This window comes from Rhodococcus sp. RCBS9, assembly GCF_029457415.1.
In the GTDB taxonomy this organism is placed as follows: domain Bacteria; phylum Actinomycetota; class Actinomycetes; order Mycobacteriales; family Mycobacteriaceae; genus Rhodococcus_F; species Rhodococcus_F qingshengii.
On the sequence record NZ_CP120422.1, the window covers coordinates 5,002,131 to 5,022,941 of the forward strand.

At 62.7% G+C, this 20,811-nt stretch carries 20 protein-coding genes; 10 read left to right on the plus strand and 10 right to left on the minus strand.

What is annotated here, in order from left to right; all coding sequences use genetic code 11:
- Window positions 1–30: 30 nt before the first annotated feature.
- Genes P0M12_RS23445 through P0M12_RS23455 form a run of 3 tightly spaced genes read right to left on the minus strand, consistent with a single transcriptional unit; the run spans window position 31 to window position 2,782 of the window.
- The gene (locus tag P0M12_RS23445; protein WP_030534989.1) at window positions 31–1,101 is read right to left on the minus strand and encodes a 2-oxoglutarate and iron-dependent oxygenase domain-containing protein; all 1,071 of its coding nucleotides are present in this window, start codon (window positions 1,099–1,101) and stop codon (window positions 31–33) included.
- Window positions 1,098–2,003 carry an ABC transporter permease gene (locus tag P0M12_RS23450; protein ID WP_277376895.1) on the minus strand — a complete coding sequence of 302 codons (906 nt, stop codon included), beginning with the start codon at window positions 2,001–2,003 and terminating at the stop codon, window positions 1,098–1,100. The genes P0M12_RS23445 and P0M12_RS23450 overlap by 4 nt, the downstream gene beginning before the upstream one ends.
- Entirely contained in the window at window positions 2,000–2,782 is a 783-nt protein-coding gene (locus tag P0M12_RS23455; protein WP_003942349.1) for an ABC transporter ATP-binding protein, read from the minus strand. Before P0M12_RS23455 ends, P0M12_RS23450 begins: the two co-directional genes overlap by 4 nt.
- Window positions 2,783–3,033: 251 nt before the next feature.
- Between P0M12_RS23455 and P0M12_RS23460 the strand changes: the two genes are divergently transcribed.
- Genes P0M12_RS23460 through P0M12_RS23470 form a run of 3 tightly spaced genes read left to right on the plus strand, consistent with a single transcriptional unit; the run spans window position 3,034 to window position 6,586 of the window.
- On the plus strand, window positions 3,034–4,224 hold the full coding sequence (locus P0M12_RS23460) for a hypothetical protein (RefSeq protein ID WP_007731279.1): 1,191 nt from the start codon (window positions 3,034–3,036) through the stop codon (window positions 4,222–4,224).
- Window positions 4,225–4,239: 15 nt separating this feature from the next.
- A complete protein-coding gene (locus tag P0M12_RS23465; RefSeq protein WP_003942293.1) occupies window positions 4,240–5,217 on the plus strand; it encodes a 2-oxoglutarate and iron-dependent oxygenase domain-containing protein in 978 nt (325 codons plus the stop codon).
- Window positions 5,218–5,257: 40 nt separating this feature from the next.
- The gene (locus tag P0M12_RS23470; protein ID WP_047271661.1) at window positions 5,258–6,586 is read left to right on the plus strand and encodes an amidohydrolase family protein; all 1,329 of its coding nucleotides are present in this window, start codon (window positions 5,258–5,260) and stop codon (window positions 6,584–6,586) included.
- Window positions 6,587–6,592: 6 nt separating this feature from the next.
- Here the strand turns inward: P0M12_RS23470 and P0M12_RS23475 are convergent, their stop codons facing one another.
- The 3 genes from P0M12_RS23475 to P0M12_RS23485 form a co-directional block, all read right to left on the minus strand.
- Window positions 6,593–8,227 (minus strand): acyl-CoA synthetase, encoded by a 1,635-nt coding sequence (locus P0M12_RS23475; RefSeq protein ID WP_003942348.1) that lies wholly within the window; start codon window positions 8,225–8,227, stop codon window positions 6,593–6,595.
- A gap of 156 nt (window positions 8,228–8,383) precedes the next feature.
- Complete coding sequence (locus P0M12_RS23480; protein WP_003942363.1) at window positions 8,384–9,589, minus strand: acyl-CoA dehydrogenase family protein; 1,206 nt, start codon at window positions 9,587–9,589, stop codon at window positions 8,384–8,386.
- Window positions 9,590–9,616: 27 nt separating this feature from the next.
- Entirely contained in the window at window positions 9,617–11,065 is a 1,449-nt protein-coding gene (locus tag P0M12_RS23485; protein WP_003942317.1) for an acyl-CoA dehydrogenase family protein, read from the minus strand.
- A 103-nt stretch (window positions 11,066–11,168) separates the two neighbouring features.
- Here P0M12_RS23485 and P0M12_RS23490 point away from each other — a divergent pair, with 103 nt between their 5' ends.
- A complete protein-coding gene (locus P0M12_RS23490) occupies window positions 11,169–12,314 on the plus strand; it encodes a histidine kinase (RefSeq protein ID WP_277376897.1) in 1,146 nt (381 codons plus the stop codon).
- On the plus strand, window positions 12,311–12,949 hold the full coding sequence (locus P0M12_RS23495) for a response regulator transcription factor (RefSeq protein WP_030534984.1): 639 nt from the start codon (window positions 12,311–12,313) through the stop codon (window positions 12,947–12,949). The genes P0M12_RS23490 and P0M12_RS23495 overlap by 4 nt, the downstream gene beginning before the upstream one ends.
- Here the strand turns inward: P0M12_RS23495 and P0M12_RS23500 are convergent.
- The 3 genes from P0M12_RS23500 to P0M12_RS23510 form a co-directional block, all read right to left on the minus strand.
- The gene (locus P0M12_RS23500; protein ID WP_277376898.1) at window positions 12,943–14,481 is read right to left on the minus strand and encodes a multicopper oxidase domain-containing protein; all 1,539 of its coding nucleotides are present in this window, start codon (window positions 14,479–14,481) and stop codon (window positions 12,943–12,945) included. The two genes, P0M12_RS23495 and P0M12_RS23500, sit on opposite strands and share 7 nt — an antisense overlap.
- Before the next feature lie 136 nt (window positions 14,482–14,617).
- On the minus strand, window positions 14,618–15,400 hold the full coding sequence (hisN, locus tag P0M12_RS23505; RefSeq protein ID WP_007731284.1) for a histidinol-phosphatase: 783 nt from the start codon (window positions 15,398–15,400) through the stop codon (window positions 14,618–14,620).
- Window positions 15,401–15,419: 19 nt separating this feature from the next.
- On the minus strand, window positions 15,420–15,914 hold the full coding sequence (locus P0M12_RS23510; protein ID WP_007731285.1) for a carbonic anhydrase: 495 nt from the start codon (window positions 15,912–15,914) through the stop codon (window positions 15,420–15,422).
- 109 nt (window positions 15,915–16,023) lie between these two features.
- Here P0M12_RS23510 and prfB point away from each other — a divergent pair, with 109 nt between their 5' ends.
- Complete coding sequence (gene prfB / locus P0M12_RS23515; protein ID WP_003942364.1) at window positions 16,024–17,130, plus strand: peptide chain release factor 2; 1,107 nt, start codon at window positions 16,024–16,026, stop codon at window positions 17,128–17,130.
- Window positions 17,131–17,152: 22 nt separating this feature from the next.
- Window positions 17,153–18,037, plus strand: coding sequence for a mechanosensitive ion channel family protein (locus tag P0M12_RS23520; RefSeq protein ID WP_003942304.1), 885 nt, complete (start codon window positions 17,153–17,155; stop codon window positions 18,035–18,037).
- A gap of 205 nt (window positions 18,038–18,242) precedes the next feature.
- Here P0M12_RS23520 and P0M12_RS23525 read toward each other — a convergent pair whose 3' ends face one another.
- Window positions 18,243–18,506, minus strand: coding sequence for a hypothetical protein (locus P0M12_RS23525; RefSeq protein WP_003942353.1), 264 nt, complete (start codon window positions 18,504–18,506; stop codon window positions 18,243–18,245).
- A 75-nt stretch (window positions 18,507–18,581) separates the two neighbouring features.
- Between P0M12_RS23525 and ftsE the strand changes: the two genes are divergently transcribed.
- From ftsE to smpB, 3 genes are all read left to right on the plus strand, one after another.
- On the plus strand, window positions 18,582–19,271 hold the full coding sequence (ftsE, locus tag P0M12_RS23530; protein WP_003942294.1) for a cell division ATP-binding protein FtsE: 690 nt from the start codon (window positions 18,582–18,584) through the stop codon (window positions 19,269–19,271).
- Window positions 19,272–19,352: 81 nt separating this feature from the next.
- Entirely contained in the window at window positions 19,353–20,258 is a 906-nt protein-coding gene (ftsX, locus tag P0M12_RS23535; protein ID WP_003942367.1) for a permease-like cell division protein FtsX, read from the plus strand.
- Window positions 20,259–20,334: 76 nt separating this feature from the next.
- Window positions 20,335–20,808: an SsrA-binding protein SmpB gene (gene smpB, locus P0M12_RS23540; protein ID WP_003942330.1), complete on the plus strand. Its 474-nt coding sequence runs from the start codon at window positions 20,335–20,337 to the stop codon at window positions 20,806–20,808.
- Window positions 20,809–20,811 lie beyond the last annotated feature (3 nt).

Consider the following 20,811-nt stretch of genomic DNA (forward strand, 5'->3'; position numbering starts at 1 on the left):
CCTGCACGATGTCGACGGTACCCGGGAGCGCTATCCAGCGGCGCGCACCCGGTCAGCGCTGCGACTGTCGACGTCGGGCGCCGTCGCGCCTTTCAGTCCGGCCACTTTGGCCGCGATGTTCTCAGCGATCGTGATCGGCGGGTATCCCACTTCGCCCGGTGTGAGAGTCCCTGGCAGTGCTTCGATGACGGCGTCGTAGTTCCCGTCGAAAAAGAATGCGGCAGAGCGACGTCGGATGATCTGACCATCGACGATAGGTGGGTCGACTCGGTGCACTGTCGAGCGCCATCGGTCGTTCGTCCAGCGTGCCATCGCGTCGCCGAGGTTGATCAAGAGTGCGCCGTCGGCAGGTTGGACGTCGTGCCATACGCCGTCGGCACTCAGAACTTGAAGGCCCGGAACTTGATCTGCCCACAGGATGGTCAAGATTCCGAAGTCGGTGTGAGCGCCCATTCCCGTCATGTCGCCGGAGATGCGGATCTCGCCCTCGGGCAGTGCGTAGTTGTTCATCTTCATCGCGTCGATCGAATGGTCGAGCATCGAATCGAAGTACCCGGGCTGCAATCCGAGAGCGTCGGTAAAGGCGCACATCAGGATTCGTGCCAAGCCCTGGGCATGACGGAAATACTCTTCGATTGCCGGTCGGAATCCGGGCGCGGCCACGGGCCAGGTGTTGGCGGCGTAGCTGGACTCGGGTAGGTCGACGCCCGGATAGTCGCTCACCTCTGTGCCCACGACTATTGCTTCGTAGAAATCGTTCATCTGGTTCGCAGCGGCGACGCCCAGGCTCATGCTGAGTGATTCCGATTTCGGTGGTGAGTAGCCGCGGTTCTCGGACGAGGGACGGCGATAGTTGTTCTTCACCGTCAGTGGGAGAGCAAAGAACTCGTCGAGAGCGTCGGCCAGTCCTTCGGTCGCCGATCGTGGAATGCTGTGTCCGACAATCTGTATGAATCCGACCTCCCGGCACGCGCGATCGAGTTGAGCTGCCACTTCCGCACAGGCAGTGCTGTTGGTGGCGTTTGCAACCGCTGCCTCGCCGCGGAGGTACGGGCTGATATCGATCGTAGGGATTTCGAAGACAGGAGTTTCGTGGGTCATTTAAAGTCCTTGCGGCCGGACGTGTGCCACTTACCGACGAGCGCACGTGAGAGGAATCCAAAGGCAGAGAAGACGAGGACACCGAACACCGACGCGATCACGATCGCGGCGATCAGATCCTCGGACTGAAGGCGGCTTCGGTAGACGTCGAGCAGGGTCCCGATACCGGGTTGTCCTTTGGCGAAGAACATGTCGCCGATGATGGCACCGACGACAACAAGGCCGGAGGCGGTGCGGATGCCGGTGAGAATGGCCGGCATTGCCGCTCGCAGTTCGAGTTTCACAAGTCGATCCCAACGCGAGGCGCGGCCGAGGGTGAAGAGTTCGTGCAGTCCGCGATCGACCGATTGCAATCCGAAGTGTGTGTTGGTGATGATCGGGAAGGCTGCGATGAGAACGCACACCAGGGTGCGCGCGGTCATGCCGTAGCCGAACCAGAGCCCGATGAGGGGGACGATGGCTAGGATGGGAATGACCTGCAGCACAACGGCATAGGGATAGACGATCCGCTCGATCCACTTGGCCTGGCTCATCAGCACGCCGGTTCCGACGCCGACTGCCACCGCGACGACGAAGCCGACCAGTGCTACCTGTGCCGTCACTGCGAGGGCTTCGAGCATGGGCGAGAGGTGCTTCCAGTCGAGTAGCGACTTTGTCAGTACTTGACTCGGCGGCGGAAGGAGAAATCGACGTTCCGGGGAGAGAACGAGGTAGCTGACGATCGACCACGCTGCGACCGCGCCGGCAAGTGAGAGCAGCGGATAGAGCAGGAAGGTGCCGAGCGCTCTCATTCGAGAGGGCCGTCCGGGCTGTGACTGTGCTCGCGCAGCGGTCGCAGAATCAGTGCGAACGGCGGAATTGCGTGCGGTGGTGCCCTGTTGCACTGCAAGGACTTCGGTCATCGTGAGCTCCCATGGAGACTGGCCGAGATCTCGGCGACGTGTTCGGTGTATCGGGCGTCGTAGCGCAGTTCCGGGCTACGCGGGTAGGGGAAATCGATGTCCACGACCGAATGGATTCGTCCGGGCCGGGCGGTCATGACGACCACCTTGTTTGCGAGGTACACGGCCTCGGATACCGAGTGCGTGATGAACATCGAGGTGAAACCCTTGTCGGTGTAGAGCCTTTGCAGCTCTACCTGCATCTCCAGTCGTGTCATCTCGTCGAGAGCACCGAAAGGTTCGTCGAGCAGCATCACAGCAGGTGCGAGGGTGAGCGCACGCGCCAACGAGACGCGCATCTTCATTCCGCCCGACAACGCGTTGGGCAGTTGTTTCGCGAAGTCCGCCAGTCCCACTGCGCGAATTGCCTCGTCGGCGCGCAATTTTCGGGCTGCTTTGTCGCCGCCACCGAGTTCGGCGGACAATTCGACGTTGGCCTGCACGGTTCGCCAGGGGAGGAGAGTCGGCTCCTGGAAGATGAAGCCAACTGATTCGGTGTCGAGGGCAACCGCGCCGCTGGTCGGTCGCTCGAGGCCGGCCGCCATGCGCAACAAAGTCGACTTGCCGCAGCCGGAGGGTCCGACCACGGCGACGAAGTCTCCTCGCTCCACGTTCAGATCGATGCCGTCCAGCGCGACAGTTCCGGTATCGAACTTCTTGACGACATCGGAAAAGACCATCTGCATCGGTGCGGTGAGCTTGCGAGCGTCGGCATCCTGCATCGTGTTCGCGAGTTCCATCTGAGCCTCCGGTTCAATAATGCATGCAAAAGTTCTTCAAGATGTATGAACCATCTTGAATTGCATGTATGTCGCCTAGATTGCTGAATGTAAAGGTGAGGTGACATTGCAGGTGAAGCGAGAATCCTGACGCGCGTTACCTGATGGAAACAACTAGTCGATTGCATGTAATCCATGTGCTGCAGAGTGTGCACATCGGATCATCCTTCCTGGTTCGCCCACATCCCAATTGTTTTCACGAAGGAGACGCTGTGTATTCAAATCGCAAGGTGCATTCCAATCGCAGAAGTGTGGGAGCGGCCGGCGCGGCACTGGCCATGTGTGCAGCCATCGGATTGACTGCGTGCAGCTCCAGTGAGGCTGAGACGGCCAAGGCTGAATCTCTCGAACCAGCTGCCGAGGCTCAGAACCTAGCGGGTCTCTGTCCGGAAAACGTTGTGGTTCAACTCCAATGGCAGCCACAGTCGGATATGGGAGCGCTCTTCGAGATGCTTGGTCCCGGCTATTCGGTCGACACCGACGACAAGTCCGTCAGCGGGACTCTTGTCGCCGGAGGGAAGGACACCGGAGTCGACTTGACCTTGCGGGCCGGGGGACCGGCAATCGGGTTCCAATCCGTCAGCTCCCAGATGTACGTCGACGATTCGATCACTCTCGGCTTGGTGCACGGCGATCAGGTGATCGCGGCAGCGGCAAGTCAGCCCGTTGTGGCCGTCACGCCATTGCTCAAGTACAGCCCGGCAATCCTCATGTGGGACAAAGAGTCTCATCCGGAATGGGCGAGTGTTGCCGATATCGGCAAGTCCGACGCGAGTGTCGTCGTTTCCAAGGAGCAACTGTTTCCGCAGTGGCTCGTGGCGAAAGGCCTACTGAAGCAGTCTCAGCTCGACACGAGCTACGACGGAGCTCCCTCGCGATTTGTCGGTGACCCGACCATCGCTCAGCAAGGATTCGCGAATTCGGAACCGTACACGTACGAGAAGGAGACGCCGGCGTGGGACAAGCCGGTTTCCTATGACCTGCTGAAAGATTCGGGTTTCGACATCTACGCGTCCAATGTTTCCGTTCGTGCCGACAAGGTCGAGACACTCTCCCCGTGTTTGAGCAAGCTGGTTCCGATCATTCAGCAGGCCACCGCGGACTACATCACTGCGCCGGATACGGCGAATGCTGCCATTGTCGACGTCGTTTCGCAGGACGTGTCGTTCTCTCCCTACACCGAGGGTGAAGCAGCGTTCAGTGCCCAACTCTTGAAAGAGAAGGGCCTGATCGCGAACGAGGCGGACGGATCCGTCGGCACGTTCGACATGACGCGAGTCGCTCACACCGTCGAAGAACTGAAGCCCATCCTGAACGCCGGGGGTGCGGCGATACCGCAGTCATTGACTGCAGAAGAGATCTACACCGACAAGTTCACCGATCGGTCCATCGGAATCCGCTGAAGGAGCTGACAGCAAATGACGTACGACATGACAGAACTCAACCGCGAGACCCGCATGGGTGGCCTGGGCACGGAGACCACCGACCGCGAGGTCCGAAGAATCGATCTCTCGGATTTCGAGAACCGGCGCAGCGAGATCGCCGAGGAGTTGTGGTCGGCAGCGACCGACATCGGATTCTTCCAAATCGTCAATCACGGGATCGATCTGGACCAGGTCCGCGAGGCTTTCGCGGCGGCCGAGCGATTCTTTGCACTGCCCACCGAGGTCAAAGCGCAGTATCCGCTCAAGAAGGGTTTCAACTCCGGCTGGGAGAGCATGACGCAGGTGCGTCCGTCCATCGGAACACCTGATCAGAAAGAGTCCTATCAGGTGACCCGCCCGCATATGGGTGATCTGTGGCCCACTGCAGACGAATTGGGCGGATTCCGCGAAACGATCCTGGACTTCGAAGCCAAGTGCTGGGGCATTGCGATGGACCTGTTGTCGTGCTTCGCCGAGAAGCTGGGATTCGAACGAGACTTCTTCACCAGGGCACATGACCCGTCGGTGGACACCTACCAGAGCACGCTGCGACTACTCCACTACTTCCCCCTTGCCGCCGACGCAGATGTCGAAGGGATGTGGCGTGCCGGAGCACACACCGATTTCGATTGCCTGACATTGCTTTTCCAGCGTGACGGTCAGGGCGGCTTGCAACTGTGCCCGGGCAAGGAGATGGACACCCAGGAATGGACGTCGGTGGTGCCGGCTGAGGAAGCAATCACCTGCAACATCGGCGACATGCTGATGAGATGGAGTGATGACGTCCTGCCGTCGAATTTTCATCGAGTCAAGAGTCCCGGAGTCACCGACTATCGGGGAGCCCGCTACAGCCTCGCGTTCTTCGCTCAGGCGAACCGCGACGTGACCATCGAGGGGCCGGCGGGCAAGTACCCGCCGATCACTGCCGAGGACTACATCGACCAGCGAGTACGCGCGAACTTCGCGCGTTGATCCGTATCCGTTCCGTCACACACTTTCAGGAGAACTGGCGATGACTACCGCGCCCAAGAACATGACCGACGCGATCATCCGGGACGTGACGTTGTACAGCGGCGGGCAATGGCTGACCGGCCACGACGTCGTCGTCTCGAATGGGGTGGTCGAATCGATCGAGAAGTCGACCGGCACCGCCACACCTGGAAGTGTGGACGGATCGGGGGCGTATCTGATCCCTGGGTTCGTCAACACCCATACGCACCTTCAGCAGTCACTGATGCGTGGGATCGCCGAAGGGACACCGCTTCTCGAATGGCTACTCGCGGTCGCAGAAGAGTCGGTTCAGATCACGCCGGAGCGCGCATACACGGCCACTGTCGCAGCCTCGCTGGAGGCATTGCGCAGCGGTACGACCACCCTGGTCGAACACATGTGGCCGCATCCGTCCAGCGAGGTTCACGATGCCGTGATCCGGGCGTTGCACGACACCGGGATTCGTGCCGTACTGGGACGCGGAACCGCAGACCGGGCGGACAAGACGAGGAAGTGGGGCTTCGATCCGCGGCTCATGCAACCACTCGGAGACGTTCTCGCACATACGGATCAGATGATGCGCGACATCGCAGGTTCCCGCGTCGACGTGGCAGTCGCGGTACCGAACCCGCGTTCGCTGACCCCGGAGGGGATGTCGGAAGTGCGTGAGTTCGCGCAGGCTCGCGACCTGACGGTCTCGATTCACCTGCTCGAGACGCAGACCGACAACACGATGTGTACCGAACACGCGGGCATGAACGCGGTCGACTACCTGGATTCCCATGGGTTCTTGTGGGACCGGGTGCTGGCGGTCCACTGCGTCGAACTCGACGACCGTGGTCAGAAGGTGCTGGCGGAGCGCGGCGTCGGAGTGTCGTACAACCCCGTCAGCAACATGCGGCTCGGTAGCGGAATCGCGCCCGTCCCGAGTTTCCTCGACGCGGGGATCGCGGTGGGGTTGGGTGTGGACGGCGCAGCCAGCAACGATACTCAGGACATGCTCGAGACGCTGCGCACCGGCGCCTATGTGCAGCGAGCCGCGCGCGGCCGTGCCGACCTGCTCGGCTTCGAAGCCATGATCGACATCGCATCCGGCGGTGCAAACGCAGCACTCGGTCTGCCGGCCAGGTCCGGCGGGATCTCCGTGGGCGATCCCGCCGACCTCACCATGATTCGGTTCGAACGCGACTTCGGTTGCCTCCCGGTGCGAGATCCGGGTGCGTCCATTCTCACGACGGGCAGTCGTCAGATAGTGGACACGGTGTTGGTTGCGGGCGAGGTCGTGCTCCGCGACGGGCACTCGACTCGCGTCGACGAGGCGGAATTGATCCGCACGCTCAGCGCTTTGTGACTGTGCTCAGTCTTCGCTGATCTCCATCTCGATCAGGACGCGGCGCAACAGCTTTCCGGTGGCGTTGCGGGGAAGTTCGTCGATGAAGACGATCTCGCGGGGAACCTTGTAGCGCGCGAGATTCGACCGGACGTGATCCTTCAGCTCGTCGGAGTTCTGGTCGGCGCCGTGGGCGACGACGACAAAAGCTCGCAGGCGGTGCCCGAAGTCGGCGTCCTCGACTCCGATGACTGCCGCTTCCAAGACGTCCTCTCGATCGGCGAGCAGGTTCTCGACTTCGAGCGGGTAGACGTTCTCGCCACCGGAGACGATCATGTCGTCGTCGCGGCCGTCGACGAAGAGGAGGCCGTTGGCGTCGAAGTGTCCGACGTCGCCGGTCGAGAGAAGTCCGTCGATACGTTCCTTGTCGCGCCCGTCGGTGTATCCCTCGAAGCTCAGCCCGCTGGCGACGAAGATCCTGCCGATCGTGTGTGGGGTGGTGATCTTCTTGTTGTTCTCGTCGAACAGTTCGACGTGACAGGTCACCGGAGCGCGGCCCGCGGTTCCCGGCGCAATGGTCAGATCCTCGGGAGTCGCGACCGTGGCCACTGCGACCTCGGTGGATCCGTACAGGTTGTAGAGGACGTACCCGAACGAGGCCGTGACTCGCTTGCACAGGTCGGGCGAGAGTGACGAACCTGCCGAGAAGATGATCTTCAGGTTCGACGTGTCGTACTTGGACAGCACGTCGGGACCGAGGTCGATGATGCGAGTGAGCATCGTCGGGACCACGACCAGACTGTCGCACTTGTACTGGGCGACAAGCTTGATCGTGTTCTCCGGATCGAACTTTCGATGCATGACGACGGTCTGGCCGAGCGCCAACGCGAGAGCGAACTGCGAGACACCGGTTCCGTGGAAGGCGGGGGCCGCCATCATCATGGTCTGTCCGCGGCGCAACGGCACGCGGTCGAGGAACTGTGCCGACGCGAGAGGGGAGGTGTGGCCACGCGGCGCACCCTTGGGAGTTCCCGTTGTGCCGCTGGTGAGGAGGACGAAGCCACCGTTCTTCTCGGGTGCCGGCACCGACGACGTGGTGCGTCCGGCGATGGCCTCGTCGAGAGTGGCTGCCGTGGAACCGTCAGCGGCCGTGCCCTCTGGCCAGGAACGATAGACGACGACGTCGTCCGGCAAGGCATCGGCGATGTCCGCGAACTCGTCGTCGTAGACGAAGGCGACCACCTTCTCCCGCGCGGCGACGTCCACGAGTTGGGGCCGAGCGAAGCCCGTGTTCATGAGAACGAGCTTCGTTCCGTTCTTCGCTGCCGCCAGCATGGTCAGGACCAAGCCTCGATGGTTACGGCACATCGCACCCATGACGGAGTCGGAGGTGATGCCGTCGGCCTGCCACGCCCGGACCAACGCGTTGCTCTGACGCTCGAGCTCGGCATAGGTGATGGGGCCGCGCTCGTCGATGATCGCCACCGCGTCGTAGCCGTTCTCGGCGTGTGCATGGACCGGCCCGGCGAAGGGTCCGTACTTGTCCACGGCTGCAATGGATTTGAGTCCGCGATCGAGGCGAGGGAACGGGACGAGTCCGGCTCGGAACATGACCCCCGCCGCGCCGATGGTGTCAGTGACCTTGGTGACCAATCCGGGCATACGTGAACCTCTTCCGAGCGTCGTTGTAGGACTGATTACACACTAATGCGCAATCAGGTTTCGGTGGTGAAGTTTCACGATGGCGACCGAGCACTCCGCCCCGCCACCTCGAAAGGTGGCGGGGCGGAGTGTTTCGGGATCTGGTCCGTGCGACCGTCACTTCAGTTCGGCGGACGACTTTCCGAGCAGGCGGCGTGCGACGATCAGCTGCTGGATCTGCTGGGTGCCCTCGAAGATGTCGAGAATCTTCGAGTCGCGGCCCCACTTCTCGAGCAACGGGCGCTGCGAGTAGCCGTAAGTGCCGGCCAACTCGACTGCCTTGAGCGTCACGTCGGTGCCGGTGCGGCCGGCCTTCGCCTTGGACATGGACGCTTCGAGCGAGTTCGGCTTCTTGTTGTCGGCCATCCACGCCGCGCGCAGAGACAGCAGGTACGCGGCCTCCCAGTCGGCTTCCAAACGGATGAACTCGGCTGCAGCTGCATGCTGGTTGTAGACCGGTGTGTCGTAGGAGATCTCGACACCGGCTTCGGTCAGGATGCCGCGCAGTTCTTCGAGAGCTGCGCGTCCGACGCCGACTGCCATGGCTGCAACGAGGGGCCGGGTGTTGTCGAACGTCTGCATGACGCCGGCAAAGCCCTGCTCCACGTTGACCTCCGGGCTGCCGAGGATGTTGTCCGCGGGAATGCGGCAATCCTGGAGCAGGAGTACTGCGGTGTCGGAGGCCTTGATGCCCAGCTTGTGCTCGAGGCGGGCAACGCTCAGGCCCGGTGCGTCACGCGGAACGACGAACGACTTGATGGCCGCTCGGCCCTTCGACTTGTCGACCGACGCCCACACGACGATGTGCGTCGAACGCTCACCGGCGGTGACGAAGATCTTCTCGCCGTTGAGAACCCACTCGTCGCCGTCGAGAACGGCGGTGGTGGTCACTGCGGCGGAGTCGGAACCGAAACTCGGTTCGGTGATGGCCATCGAGGCCCACACCTTACCGAAACGTTCGAGCTGTTCGTCGGTTGACACTGCGGCGATCGCGGCGTTGCCGAGCCCCTGGTAGGGGATCGAGAGCATGAGTCCGACGTCGCCCCAAGACGTTTCGAGCGAGTTGAGGAGCGCAGACATGTTGCCGCCGTTGGCGTTGCCACCCTTGGCGCTCGCGTCGGACCGTCCGCCGCTGGCACCGCCGATGTCTCCACCGGAATCGGAGAGGCCTTCGACCATGGCGGCCATGGTGTCGAGCTCGACGGGATACTCGTGCTCAGCGAGATCGTACTTACGTGAAATGGGTCGGAAGATCTGCGCCGCGACCTGATGTGCCTGGTTCGCTGATGCTTTGAGCTTCTTGGGAAGTTCGAGGTTGATCATCGTGGTTCTCCTGGAAGTTCAGCGGCGTCAGATGAGGACGATGCCCTCGGCAACGCCGATGGCACGGAGGTCGCGGTACCAGCGCTCGACCGGGTGTTCCTTGGTGAACCCGTGTCCACCGAGGAGTTGCACACCGTCGAGGCCGATCTGCATGCCCTTCTCGGAAGCCAGCTTCCGGGCCAGAGCGGATTCGCGAGCAAAGGACAAGCCCTGCTCGGCGCGTGAAGCGCCCCGAAGCGTGACCAGACGCAGTCCGTCGAGTTCGATGCCGATGTTGGCGACCATGAAGGCAACCGCCTGGCGGTGGCTGATCGGCTCGCCGAACGCTTCGCGCTCGTTGACGTACGGAATCACGTAGTCGAGAACTGCCTGGCTGGTTCCGACGGCCATGGACGCCCAACCGAGGCGAGCCAGGCGAATCGCGTCGGCGTATTCGGCCTTGCGCTGCTCGGCGTCACCGTCGCCGAGCAGTGCGGACTCCGACACAGCGACATCGGTGAGGATCAGGCGACCCAGGCCTGCGGCGCGCAGACCCATGCTGGGATCTGCTTCGACGACGAGTCCCTTGGTGTCGGATTCGACGATGAAGAAGGAGGGCTTGCCGTCGAGTTCTGCGGCGATCACGAAGAGTTCGGACGTAGCCGCGGCGGGCACCAAGCTCTTGACGCCGTTGAGCTTGTAGCCGCTGGGGGAGCGAACTGCCTTGGTCTGCAGGGCAAACGGATCGAACAGTGCGCGTGGTTCGTTGACCACCACTGCTGCGCCGGGGACCTGCTCGCCGGTGAAGGCCGGAAGGTAGGTCTTCTGCTGCGCGTCGGTGCCCCACTGCGTCAGTGCGACCGCAACGCCGCTGGGTGCGAGGATCGGAAGTGCAAGCCCCATGTCTCCGTGCGCAAGTGCCTCGGCAACAAGAGAATTGGTGACTGCGCCGCGATCGGCAGCTGCTCCGTCGAGTTCTTCGGGAACATTGATCAGCGTGATGCCGAGCTCGGCTGCGCGCTTGGAGAGATCGGCGGGTGCCTGCGCTGCGCCGTCGGCGTCGTGCGCTGCGGGACGCAGGATTTCGGCCGCGAACTCGCGCACGGTCTCGACGATCATCTTCTGGTCGTCGTCGGGGGTCAGATCGAAGTAGTCGGCGTTCTTGCTCGGGTTGTCGGGCAGGCGCTTGGGTGCGCCGTTGCCCGAGACCTTCTGGAATCCTCGAGTGGCGGCACCCAGGGTTTTGAAGCCCGTCTTGGTGCCCTCGTAGGTCACGCGATCGATGGTCTGACGCAGATTGAACTTCTCGGCCAGTTCCGAACCGGTGATCTTGGTAAGCACACGCATGGCTGCGCCCATGGCGTCGCGTTTGATCGGGTTCAGGCCGACGGCGGACGTGTCGCGGGGCGCACCCTTGGCGCCGCCGCGCTGCGCGCCCGATTCGCTGCGCTGAGCGCTCTTGTCGGGGGCAACACTGTCTTGCTTGGTCATGATCACCAGCTGTTTCTCGGTGTTGGGGCGTTGGACGATCCTTATCTTACTCATCAGTAAGGTCTGTTGTCGAGAAACCGCGAAATGATGCGCGTCATAGGCTCGAGGGGTGAACCGGACAGAGGTGCCAGATCGGATACAGCGGTACGTGCGCTACACGCCGTTGGTGGTGGTCCCGTGCCTGTTGATCGCCAGCACGTATCCGGGGGAGTATCGAGTTCCCCTCACCTACTGGATTCTGTCGATGCTGTCGTCGCTCGCCTTCGCCGTCGGCCGTCGATGGCCGGTCTTCGCGTCCCTGGTCATCTCGGCGCTCGCCGTTCCGATGTTCGTCGCCGACGCCTGGGGGCTGTCCGAGCTTGTTCCGTATCTCGGGGCGGTCGCCGTCGTCGACGTCACGATGCGGGCCGAGCGTAGAGAAATGGTTGCCGTATCGGCAGCAGGATGGTGCGGTTCGGTGCTCGCGGGTATCTGGTTCGAATCTCACGAAGCGTTCTGGTCTGTCACGACGGCTGTGAAAGTGCTTGCGTACGTGGGGTTGCCACTGCTGCTCGGGCTGTATCTACGCTCGCAGCGTGAATTGGCCGCGAACAATCTTGCGCAGACCCGCGCTGCGGAGCGCAGTGCGCTCGCCCGCGAACTGCACGACCTGGTTGCGCACCACATGGCATCGATCGTCCTGAGAATCGGCGTGGCTCAACATGTCTTGGCGCCCCAGGACGAGGCCGTGCGTGAGGTCCTCGCGGATGTGCGTGGGACTGCGTCCGATGCGCTGGCCGATATCCGTCGCCTCCTGGTCGCACTTCGTGATCCTTCGCTCGGTGAGGTCGCTCTGGTCGAGCCGGATGCCGTCGAGGCGGAAATCGAGGCGGCGATAGATCGTGTGCGTGCGGCGGGTTTCGAGGTGCAGGCAGTCTTCGATGCCCAGGAGAATGTCGAGTCAGGCGCAGCCGATCTCGACGCGATCGGGAGGCTGACGTTGTTGCGGGTGATTCAGGAATCACTGACCAACGTCATGAAGCACGGCGACAAGAAGGGGCTGGTATCGGTCTCGGTCGGTCGCGAAGACAACCGGGTGCATGTCAGGGTTGTCAACGACGTCGAGGGATCGCCTCGGAGTGCAGGTCATGGCCTGGTGGGAATGCAGGAGCGTGCGGAGTTGGTCGGCGGCGAGATGACCACCGGCACCAACAGTGACGGGAAATGGGAAGTGCACGTGAGTATTCCACTCGTTGTCTCGGGCGATGTCTCGTGATCAGCGTGCTGATCGTCGACGACCAGCGACTTGTGCGCGCCGGTTTGCGGATGCTGTGCGCGGCAGCCGAGGACATGACCGTGGCCGGTGAGGCGTCGAACGGCGTCGAGGCGGTAGCGCTCGCTGCAGAATTGGATCCCGACGTGATTCTGATGGACTTGAGAATGCCCGGGCTGGACGGGATCGGCGCCACGCAGCAGATCGTCAAGGCCGGTCGTCGAGCGCGCATTCTCGTGCTGACCACCTTCGACGACGACGATCATCTGTATCCCGCACTCGCCGCGGGGGCTTCGGGATTCTTCGTCAAGGACACCGAACCCGCCGAGTTGCTCGGTGCCATTCGGCGGATCGCCGAGGGCGAGATGGTGTTCACTCCGGAACTTCTCCGCCGCGTTGTGGATCGAGCGGTGATCGGTGGTATCGCAGACACTGCTGTGACGGACAAGGTTCCGTTGACCGATCGCGAATCGCAGGTCCTCGCACTGGTGGCAGAAGGGAAGAGCAATCAGGAGATCGCGGACACGCTGCATCTCGGTGTGACCACGGTGAAGACGCACGTGGCGAACCTGATGTCGAAGACCGGTTGCGACAATCGGGTTCGCCTCGCCGTGTACCACTTGCAGAACTTTCAGTGACCGGAGTGCGAACCAGACGAAGGCATCGGCATGTCCATCGGCATGTCCATCTGCATCGGAGCCGCCTTCTGCCCCGGTTCGAGGACGAGGAATTGGCCCATCATCCCTTGGTCCTCGTGCATCAGCAGGTGGCAGTGGAACATGTACGGGAAGGTGGGATCGGCGTACTCGGACCACTGCAGCGCGACGCGAATCCTACTGCCCGGTGGTGTGTAAACAGTGTCCTTGAGTCCTCGTAAGTGAGGCGGAGGAGTGCGACCGTCGACGTCGAGGATCTGGAACTGTACGTCGTGGACATGGAAATTGTGTGGCCAGTTGTCCTTGTTGGTGATCGTCCACACCTCGGTCGCGCCGACCTCGGCCTCGAAGTCGATGCGGTTCATGTCCATTCGTTGCCCGTTGATCATGTACCACTGCAGATCGAAGGTTCGGGAAACGCTTGCCTTCGACGGATCCAGACTCGGCAGTACGGCCAACTGCGCCGGGAGAGTCGACCGTGACGCGCGGCTGGCAACGCCCCGCAGTTCGAGGATGTCGAAGCGGTCGTTCATGCCGAAGTTCTCGGCGTCGGAGGAACTCACGCCACCGCCGTCCTCGATCGGGAACGACACCAGTGTGGTCGTCGCACCGGGGTCGACGCGAACCACGATCTCGGCTCGTTCGCCGGGGCTGAGCTGAATCCGCTTGATCGCAATAGGTGATTCGAGCAGTCCGCCGTCGGTGGCAATCAGATCGAACGTGCGGTCGTCGGGGAACCCCAGGTTGTAGAGACGGCCGGAAGAGCCGTTCAGAATGCGTAACCGGACGACCCCGGTGGTGACGTCGAGGTAGGCGTCGGAGATGCCGTTGGTGACTATCGTGTCGCCGAGCAGGCCTATGTCGGTCGGATCCGATTCGTCGAAGCTGCCGTCGGCGAGGAATCGACGATCCTGGATGATCAGCGGAACATCGTCGACACCATAGGTTTTGGGGATGTCCAACGCCCGCGTGTCGGCGTCGTCGATCAGGAACAGTCCGGCGAGACCGCGCTGCACGTGCCGTTCGGTGGATCCGTGCGGGTGTGGGTGATACCAGAGCGTCGACGCCGACTGGCCGATCGTCCACGCCGGTTCCCAGCGTCCGCCGGCTTCGATGGTCTGGTGCGGGCCGCCGTCGTATCGGGCGGGCAGATGCATGCCGTGCCAATGGACGGTCGTGGGCTCTGCCAGTGTGTTGTCGATCGTGAATGCGACAGATTCTCCGCGTTCGGCGCGGACGGTCGGCCCCAGAATGGATCCGTTGAAACCCCAAGTGTCGGTGAGTTTTCCCGCGACGATCTCGGTGGTCCCGGCACCGGCACGAAGTGTGAAGTGGCGAACACCGGCGTCGTCGACGGTGGATTCGGCAAGCGGTGGAATCGGTAGCGGACGCGAAGTTCCGGCCACCGCCAACGTGGCGCTCTTCGCTGCCGGGTCGGCGCCGCAGCCCACCGCGAGCCCGAGGGGCGCTGCGGCCAGACCGAACAGAATCGTGCGCCTGGAAATCCGGTTCATCGTTCTCCTGGAAGTAGTGCGTGATCAACTACTTCCAGTCAACGGGCCGAGATGTCGTGCCGAATCCTGCCGACGGGCCTGTCGGAACTCCTCCCTCGGACCCTTGCGGCGGGTGGGATGTTCTGGTACTCGGGTGTTACCGCAGGCGGGCCAGAACGTCTTCGTGCAGCAGTCCGTTGGTGGCGACCGCGCTGCCGCCGTGCGGACCTGCGCCGCCGTCCAGATCGGTGAACGCGCCGCCGGCCTCACGGACCAATACGTCGAGCGCTGCCAGATCCCACAGGGAAACCTCGGGTTCGGCAGCAATGTCGACGGCGCCTTCGGCCACGAGGCAGTAGGAGAAGAAGTCCCCGTAACCGCGCACGCGCCAGACGTGGTCGGTGAGTTCGACGAACTGATCGCGAATTCCGCGGTCCTTCCACCCCGAGAGGCTCGAGAAGCTCAGGCTCGCTGACTCGCTGCGATCGACGGCGGATACCTGGATCGCCCGCGCATCACTGTCCCCGAAGGACGTATGTGCACCCAAACCTGTTGCAGCCCACCATCGCCGATTCAGTGCAGGTGCGCTCACGACGCCGATGACCGGGACGCCGTCCTCGAGCAAGCTGATCAGCGTGGCCCACACCGGTACGTTGCGGACGAAGTTCTTGGTCCCGTCGATGGGGTCGACCACCCACTGTCTGCCCTCGAAGACTGCGTCGCCGCCGAATTCTTCGCCGAGTACGGAATCCGCAGGACGATGCTCACCGAGCGTCGCGCGCACTGCTCGCTCGACAGCCAGATCGGCGTCGGAGACGGGGGTGAGGTCCGGCTTGTCGTCCACTCGAAGGTCGAGGGCGCCGAAGCGGGCGCGAGTGATCGCGTCAGCCTCGTCGGCGATACGGAGGGCGAGTGCGAGGTCGGATGCGCGATCGGTCACGGGTACACAACCTACCGGCTCAATCGGGGAGGACCTCGTTCAGCTTTCCGGTTGCGACGTCGAAGACGAATCCGCGTAGGGAGGTCGTCGCGGTGACGAACGGACTGTTCTCGATGCGCTTCAACGACTGACGGACGTCCTCGTCGATGTCGGGAAACGATTCGGCAGCCCAATTTGGTTTGATGCCGATCTCGTCCTGGATGGATCGCTTGAAGTCGTCGTCGGTGAACGTCAGCATTCCGCAGTCGGTGTGGTGGATGAGGATGATCTCGGTAGTTCCCAGCAGACGCTGGCTGATGGCCAGGGATCGGATCTCGTCGTCGGTGACGACTCCACCCGCATTGCGGATGACGTGCGATTCACCTTCCTTGATTCCGAGCACCCGATAGACGTCGATGCGGGCGTCCATGCAGGCGAGTACGGCGACGTGTTTGCTGGGTGGGAGGGGGAGCGGTCCGGTGAACTGCTCGGCGTAGGCGGCGTTGTTCTGCAGGTATTCGTCGGTGACAGTCATCGTTCCAGTAGGTTCCCTCGGAGCGAGGTTGGCAAGGCTTCCAGTCCCGGTGATCCCAATACGTGACGGGCGGCAGGGCCGAGGTCGGCACCCGGTAGCCTTGAGAACCGTGCATCCCGACGTAATTGCAGACCTGAACGCCCTCGACACCACCCTTCGCACCTGCGAATCGGTTGTGGACGTCGAGGAGCTGCGCCGACGCATCGACGAGCTCGAGCACCAGGCAGCCGACCCGGGTCTGTGGAACGACCAGGAACACGCCCAGCAGGTCACGAGCCAGCTCTCCCACGCGCAGGCCGAGCTGCGCCGGATCGTGGCACTACGCGAGCGACTCGACGAGATGCCGATCCTCTACGAACTGGCAGAAGACGAAGGCCCCGACGCGGTGGCCGACGCCGACGCCGAGCGCGCGAGCCTGCGAGACGACATCGCGGCGATGGAAGTCAAGACCATGCTCTCGGGCGAGTACGACGAGCGCGACGCGCTCATCAACATCCGCTCCGGTGCCGGCGGTATCGACGCTGCAGACTGGGCCGAGATGCTCATGCGTATGTACATCCGCTGGGCGGAGAAGCACGACTACGGCGTCGAGGTCTACGACACGTCGTACGCCGAAGAAGCCGGACTCAAGAGCGCGACGTTCGCGATCAAAGGCCCGTACACGTACGGCACGTTGTCCGTCGAGATGGGCACCCACCGGCTCGTTCGCATCAGCCCCTTCGACAACCAGGGGCGTCGTCAGACGTCGTTCGCCGAGGTCGAGGTACTGCCGGTCGTCGAGACGACCGACCACATCGAGATCAACGAGAACGACATCCGCGTCGACGTCTACCGCTCGTCCGGTCCCGGCGGCCAGTCGGTCAACACGACGGACTCCGCCGTTCGACTCACGCACATCCCGACGGGAATCGTCGTCACCTGTCAGAACGAGAAGTCGCAGCTCCAGAACAAGGTGTCGGCGATGCGCGTCCTGCAGGCGAAGCTGCTCGCGGTCAAGCGTCAGGAAGAGCGCGCCGAGATGGATGCGCTCAAGGGCGACAGCGGCAGCTCGTGGGGCAACCAGATGCGCTCCTATGTTCTGCATCCGTACCAGATGGTCAAGGACCTGCGTACCGAGTACGAGGTCAACAACCCGTCGGCAGTGCTCGACGGCGACATCGACGGGTTCCTCGAGGCCGGCATCCGCTGGCGCATGAGCGAGAACCAGTCCGCATAGCGTTCGGATACCGAAAGGCACGATGACTTTACTTCGACCTGGGCAGAACCTGCTCGATTGGCTTCAAACCACCGGTTTGTCTGTCCTCATGACCGTGCTCGGGGCGATGATTCTCGCCCGGTTGGTCAGTTGGGGAGGCAACAAGGTCACCGACCAGATCGACTCCAACTATCAGTTGGGCGATGCGCTGGTTCGTTCCGAGGCGACCAAGCATCGTCACTCGGTCGCGCAGGTCATCACCTGGGTGGTCATCACGTTCATCTACGTGATCGCGACGCTGAAGGTTCTCGACCAACTGAACCTGCCGATCGGAAGTCTCGTCGCGCCGGCGACCGTTCTCGGTGCGGCGCTCGGTTTCGGTGCGCAGCGCGTCGTGCAGGACATTCTTGCCGGTTTCTTCATCATCACCGAACGTCAGTACGGCTTCGGTGACACCGTCCGGCTTGCGATCACCGGCTCCTCCGACGACGCCGAGGGTGTCATCGAGGACGTGACCCTGCGCGTGACGCGGATGCGGAACTCCGACGGCGAGGTCATCACCGTTCCCAACGGCCAGATCGTGAAAGCGACCAACCTGTCCAAGGATTGGGCACGCGCCGTCATCGACGTTCCGGTTCCGGCGACCGCCGATCTCACCCGGGTCAACGAGGTGCTTCGCCAGGTCGGAGTCGACGCGATGGCCGACCGCGGACTCAAGAAACTGCTGCTCGACGAGCCCACGGTCATGGGCGTCGAAAGCCTGGAGGTCGATCAGGTCAACGTGCGGATGGTCGCGCGCACACTCCCTGGCAAACAGTTCCAGGTCGGACGCGCTCTTCGCGTCCGCGTCGCCGCAGCACTGCGACGTCAGGGGATCACGGTGTCACCGGATCTGCACACCGTACGGACCGAGGAGGCGAGCGAATGACCGATCAGGAACCGCGCCGCGGACTCGACCGACTGTTTCACCTGGACTGGCTCCCGTCCCGGATTTTCGGCGGCCGGATGCGAACCTCTACCTTCATTCTCATCGTGGCGTGGATATTGACTTATCTGTTGCATACGTATCTCAATCCTGAGGACCCGACCGCAGTGACACCACCGCCCAGCGTGGACACGTCGCAGACCGAGCCTTACGTCGCGCCCTCAGTCAAACCGTCGACGACGACCCCCGTGCCGTCCTCGACCGAGCCGACGACTACGTCCGAGACCCAGTCTCCGGAATCGAGCACGGGCAGCTCAGGTTCTCCGACGCCGACTTCGGGTCCCGCGCCTGCGCCGGGCAACGCCGAACAGTCCGCGACCACGGTGCCGACCACTCCGGCGACGACGACCGTTCCCCAACCTGGCGCGGCGATGCAGGCACCGACGTCTGTGCCGCAGTCACCCGCGACCACCGGTACCGGATAAGGACGAGGGTGCTCGCGCGTGGCGCCAAGGTCACCGTTAGATAACGGCTAGACTGGCTAGTTGTGATCAGCATGAAGAATGTGTCGAAGTCCTACAAGGCCTCCACCAGGCCGGCGCTCGACAAGGTCAGTGTGGAGGTGGAGAAGGGGGAGTTCGTCTTCCTCATCGGCCCCTCCGGCTCCGGCAAGTCGACGTTCATGCGGTTGCTGCTCAAGATGGAGTCGCCCACGTCCGGCGACATCGAGGTCGCGGATTTCCACGTCAACAAGTTGGCGGCCCGCCGCGTGCCGAAGCTTCGCCAGAGCATGGGCTGTGTGTTCCAGGACTTCCGCTTGCTTCAGCAGAAGACGGTCTCCGAGAACGTGGCCTTTGCGTTGGAAGTCATCGGCAAGCCCCGCAACGTCATCGCGCGCACTGTGCCCGAGGTTCTCGACATGGTCGGTCTGGCCGGCAAAGCCGATCGACTGCCCACCGAACTTTCCGGCGGTGAGCAGCAGCGCGTCGCCATCGCCCGCGCATTCGTGAACCGCCCTCTCGTGCTGCTCGCCGACGAGCCCACCGGCAACCTGGACCCCGAAACGAGCCAGGACATCATGCTGCTGCTCGAGCGGATCAACCGCACCGGCACCACCGTCGTGATGGCGACCCACGATCACCACATCGTCGACTCCATGCGTCGACGCGTCATCGAACTCGATCTCGGCAAGGTGACCAGAGACGAAGCGCGGGGTGTGTACGGCGTCGGCAGGTAGCGCCGACTACGACCACACGTCCCGTACGCCCACCGGTTGTCGTGAAACAACCGGCCTCTCGAAAAGGAATCGGATTCCCCGATGCGCGCCAGCTTTATTTTCAGCGAAGTCCTGACCGGCCTACGCCGCAACATCACGATGACCATCGCCATGATCTTGACGACGGCGATCTCCCTCGGACTCTTCGGCGGCGGTCTGCTGGTCGTGCAGATGGCAGGCAAGACCCAGCAGATCTTCCTCGAACGCGTCGAGGTGCAGATCTTCCTGACCGACGACATCTCTTCGGCCGATCCCGGTTGCGAGCAGGAGATCTGCAGTTCGTTGCGCAAGGAACTCGAGCAGACTCCGTCCGTCGTCGCGGTTCAGTACCTCAACCGCGAAGACGCCGTGAAGGACGCCACCGAGCGCGTGTTCAAGGATCAGCCAGAACTGGCAGCCCTGGTGAGCCCGGACAGCTTCCCGGCGTCGTTCAAGGTCAAGCTCAGTGACCCGGAGCGGTTCGGCGTCATCAACGACACCTTCGGTTCGAGGCCCGGCGTCGAGAGTGTGCTCAATCAGCGCGAGTTGGTGGACCGACTGTTCAGCGTGCTCGGTGGAGTGCGCAACGCAGCGTTCGCGATCGCGATCGTCCAGGCGATAGCGGCCATCCTGCTCATCGCCAACATGGTCCAGATCGCCGCGTTCACGCGTCGTACCGAGGTCAACATCATGCGGTTGGTCGGCGCGACGCGTTGGTACACCCAGCTTCCGTTCCTCCTCGAAGCCGTCGTGGCGGCCTTGATCGGTGCGGTGCTCGCCATTGCCGGACTGTTCACGGCGAAGAACGTCTTCATCGACGGGGTCCTGTCCGACGTCTACGAAGCAAACATCGTGGCGCGGATATCCAACAGTGACGTGCTGTTCGTCTCGCCGATCCTCGTACTTGCCGGTGTCGGAATGGCCGCGGTGACGGCGTACGTGACACTGCGTCTGTACGTCCGCGAATAATCGGTTTGCACGAGCTTCTATGCTGGAACAGCAAGAACCATTCGACAGCAAGACAGCGGACTGAGAGGCCCGGACAGTGAAGGAAAAGGGCCGCAAGGTCATTGCGACCAATCGCAAAGCACGCCACAACTACACGATCATCGACACCTACGAGGCCGGCATCGCTCTCGTCGGGACCGAGGTCAAGAGTCTGCGTGAAGGCAAGGCGTCGCTCGTCGACGCGTTCGCCACGGTGGACAACGGCGAAGTGTGGTTGCGCTCGTTGCACATTCCGGAGTACACGCAAGGCACGTGGAACAACCATTCGCCACGTCGTACCCGAAAGCTCCTGCTGCACAAGCGTGAGATCGAGCACCTCGTCGGCAAGACCCGCGAGGGAAACCAGACGCTGGTCCCGCTGTCGATGTACTTCAACGACGGCAAGGTCAAGGTCGAACTCGCACTGGCAAAGGGTAAGCAGGACTACGACAAGCGCCAGGACATGGCCAAGCGCACCGCCGAGCGCGAGGTGACCCGCGAGCTCGGTCGTCGTATCAAGGGCATGCGCTGACCT

What these genes read in the sequence shown, in the direction of transcription:
- P0M12_RS23480 (WP_003942363.1), bottom strand. Translation starts at nt 9,589, where the DNA reads ATGATCAACCTCGAACTTCCCAAGAAGCTCAAAGCATCAGCGAACCAG.
- P0M12_RS23500 (WP_277376898.1), bottom strand. Translation starts at nt 14,481, where the DNA reads ATGAACCGGATTTCCAGGCGCACGATTCTGTTCGGTCTGGCCGCAGCG.
- P0M12_RS23475 (WP_003942348.1), bottom strand. Translation starts at nt 8,227, where the DNA reads ATGCCCGGATTGGTCACCAAGGTCACTGACACCATCGGCGCGGCGGGG.
- P0M12_RS23520 (WP_003942304.1), top strand. Translation starts at nt 17,153, where the DNA reads ATGACTTTACTTCGACCTGGGCAGAACCTGCTCGATTGGCTTCAAACC.
- P0M12_RS23455 (WP_003942349.1), bottom strand. Translation starts at nt 2,782, where the DNA reads ATGGAACTCGCGAACACGATGCAGGATGCCGACGCTCGCAAGCTCACC.
- P0M12_RS23465 (WP_003942293.1), top strand. Translation starts at nt 4,240, where the DNA reads ATGACGTACGACATGACAGAACTCAACCGCGAGACCCGCATGGGTGGC.
- P0M12_RS23470 (WP_047271661.1), top strand. Translation starts at nt 5,258, where the DNA reads ATGACTACCGCGCCCAAGAACATGACCGACGCGATCATCCGGGACGTG.
- P0M12_RS23445 (WP_030534989.1), bottom strand. Translation starts at nt 1,101, where the DNA reads ATGACCCACGAAACTCCTGTCTTCGAAATCCCTACGATCGATATCAGC.
- ftsX (WP_003942367.1), top strand. Translation starts at nt 19,353, where the DNA reads ATGCGCGCCAGCTTTATTTTCAGCGAAGTCCTGACCGGCCTACGCCGC.
- P0M12_RS23510 (WP_007731285.1), bottom strand. Translation starts at nt 15,914, where the DNA reads ATGACTGTCACCGACGAATACCTGCAGAACAACGCCGCCTACGCCGAG.
- P0M12_RS23450 (WP_277376895.1), bottom strand. Translation starts at nt 2,003, where the DNA reads ATGACCGAAGTCCTTGCAGTGCAACAGGGCACCACCGCACGCAATTCC.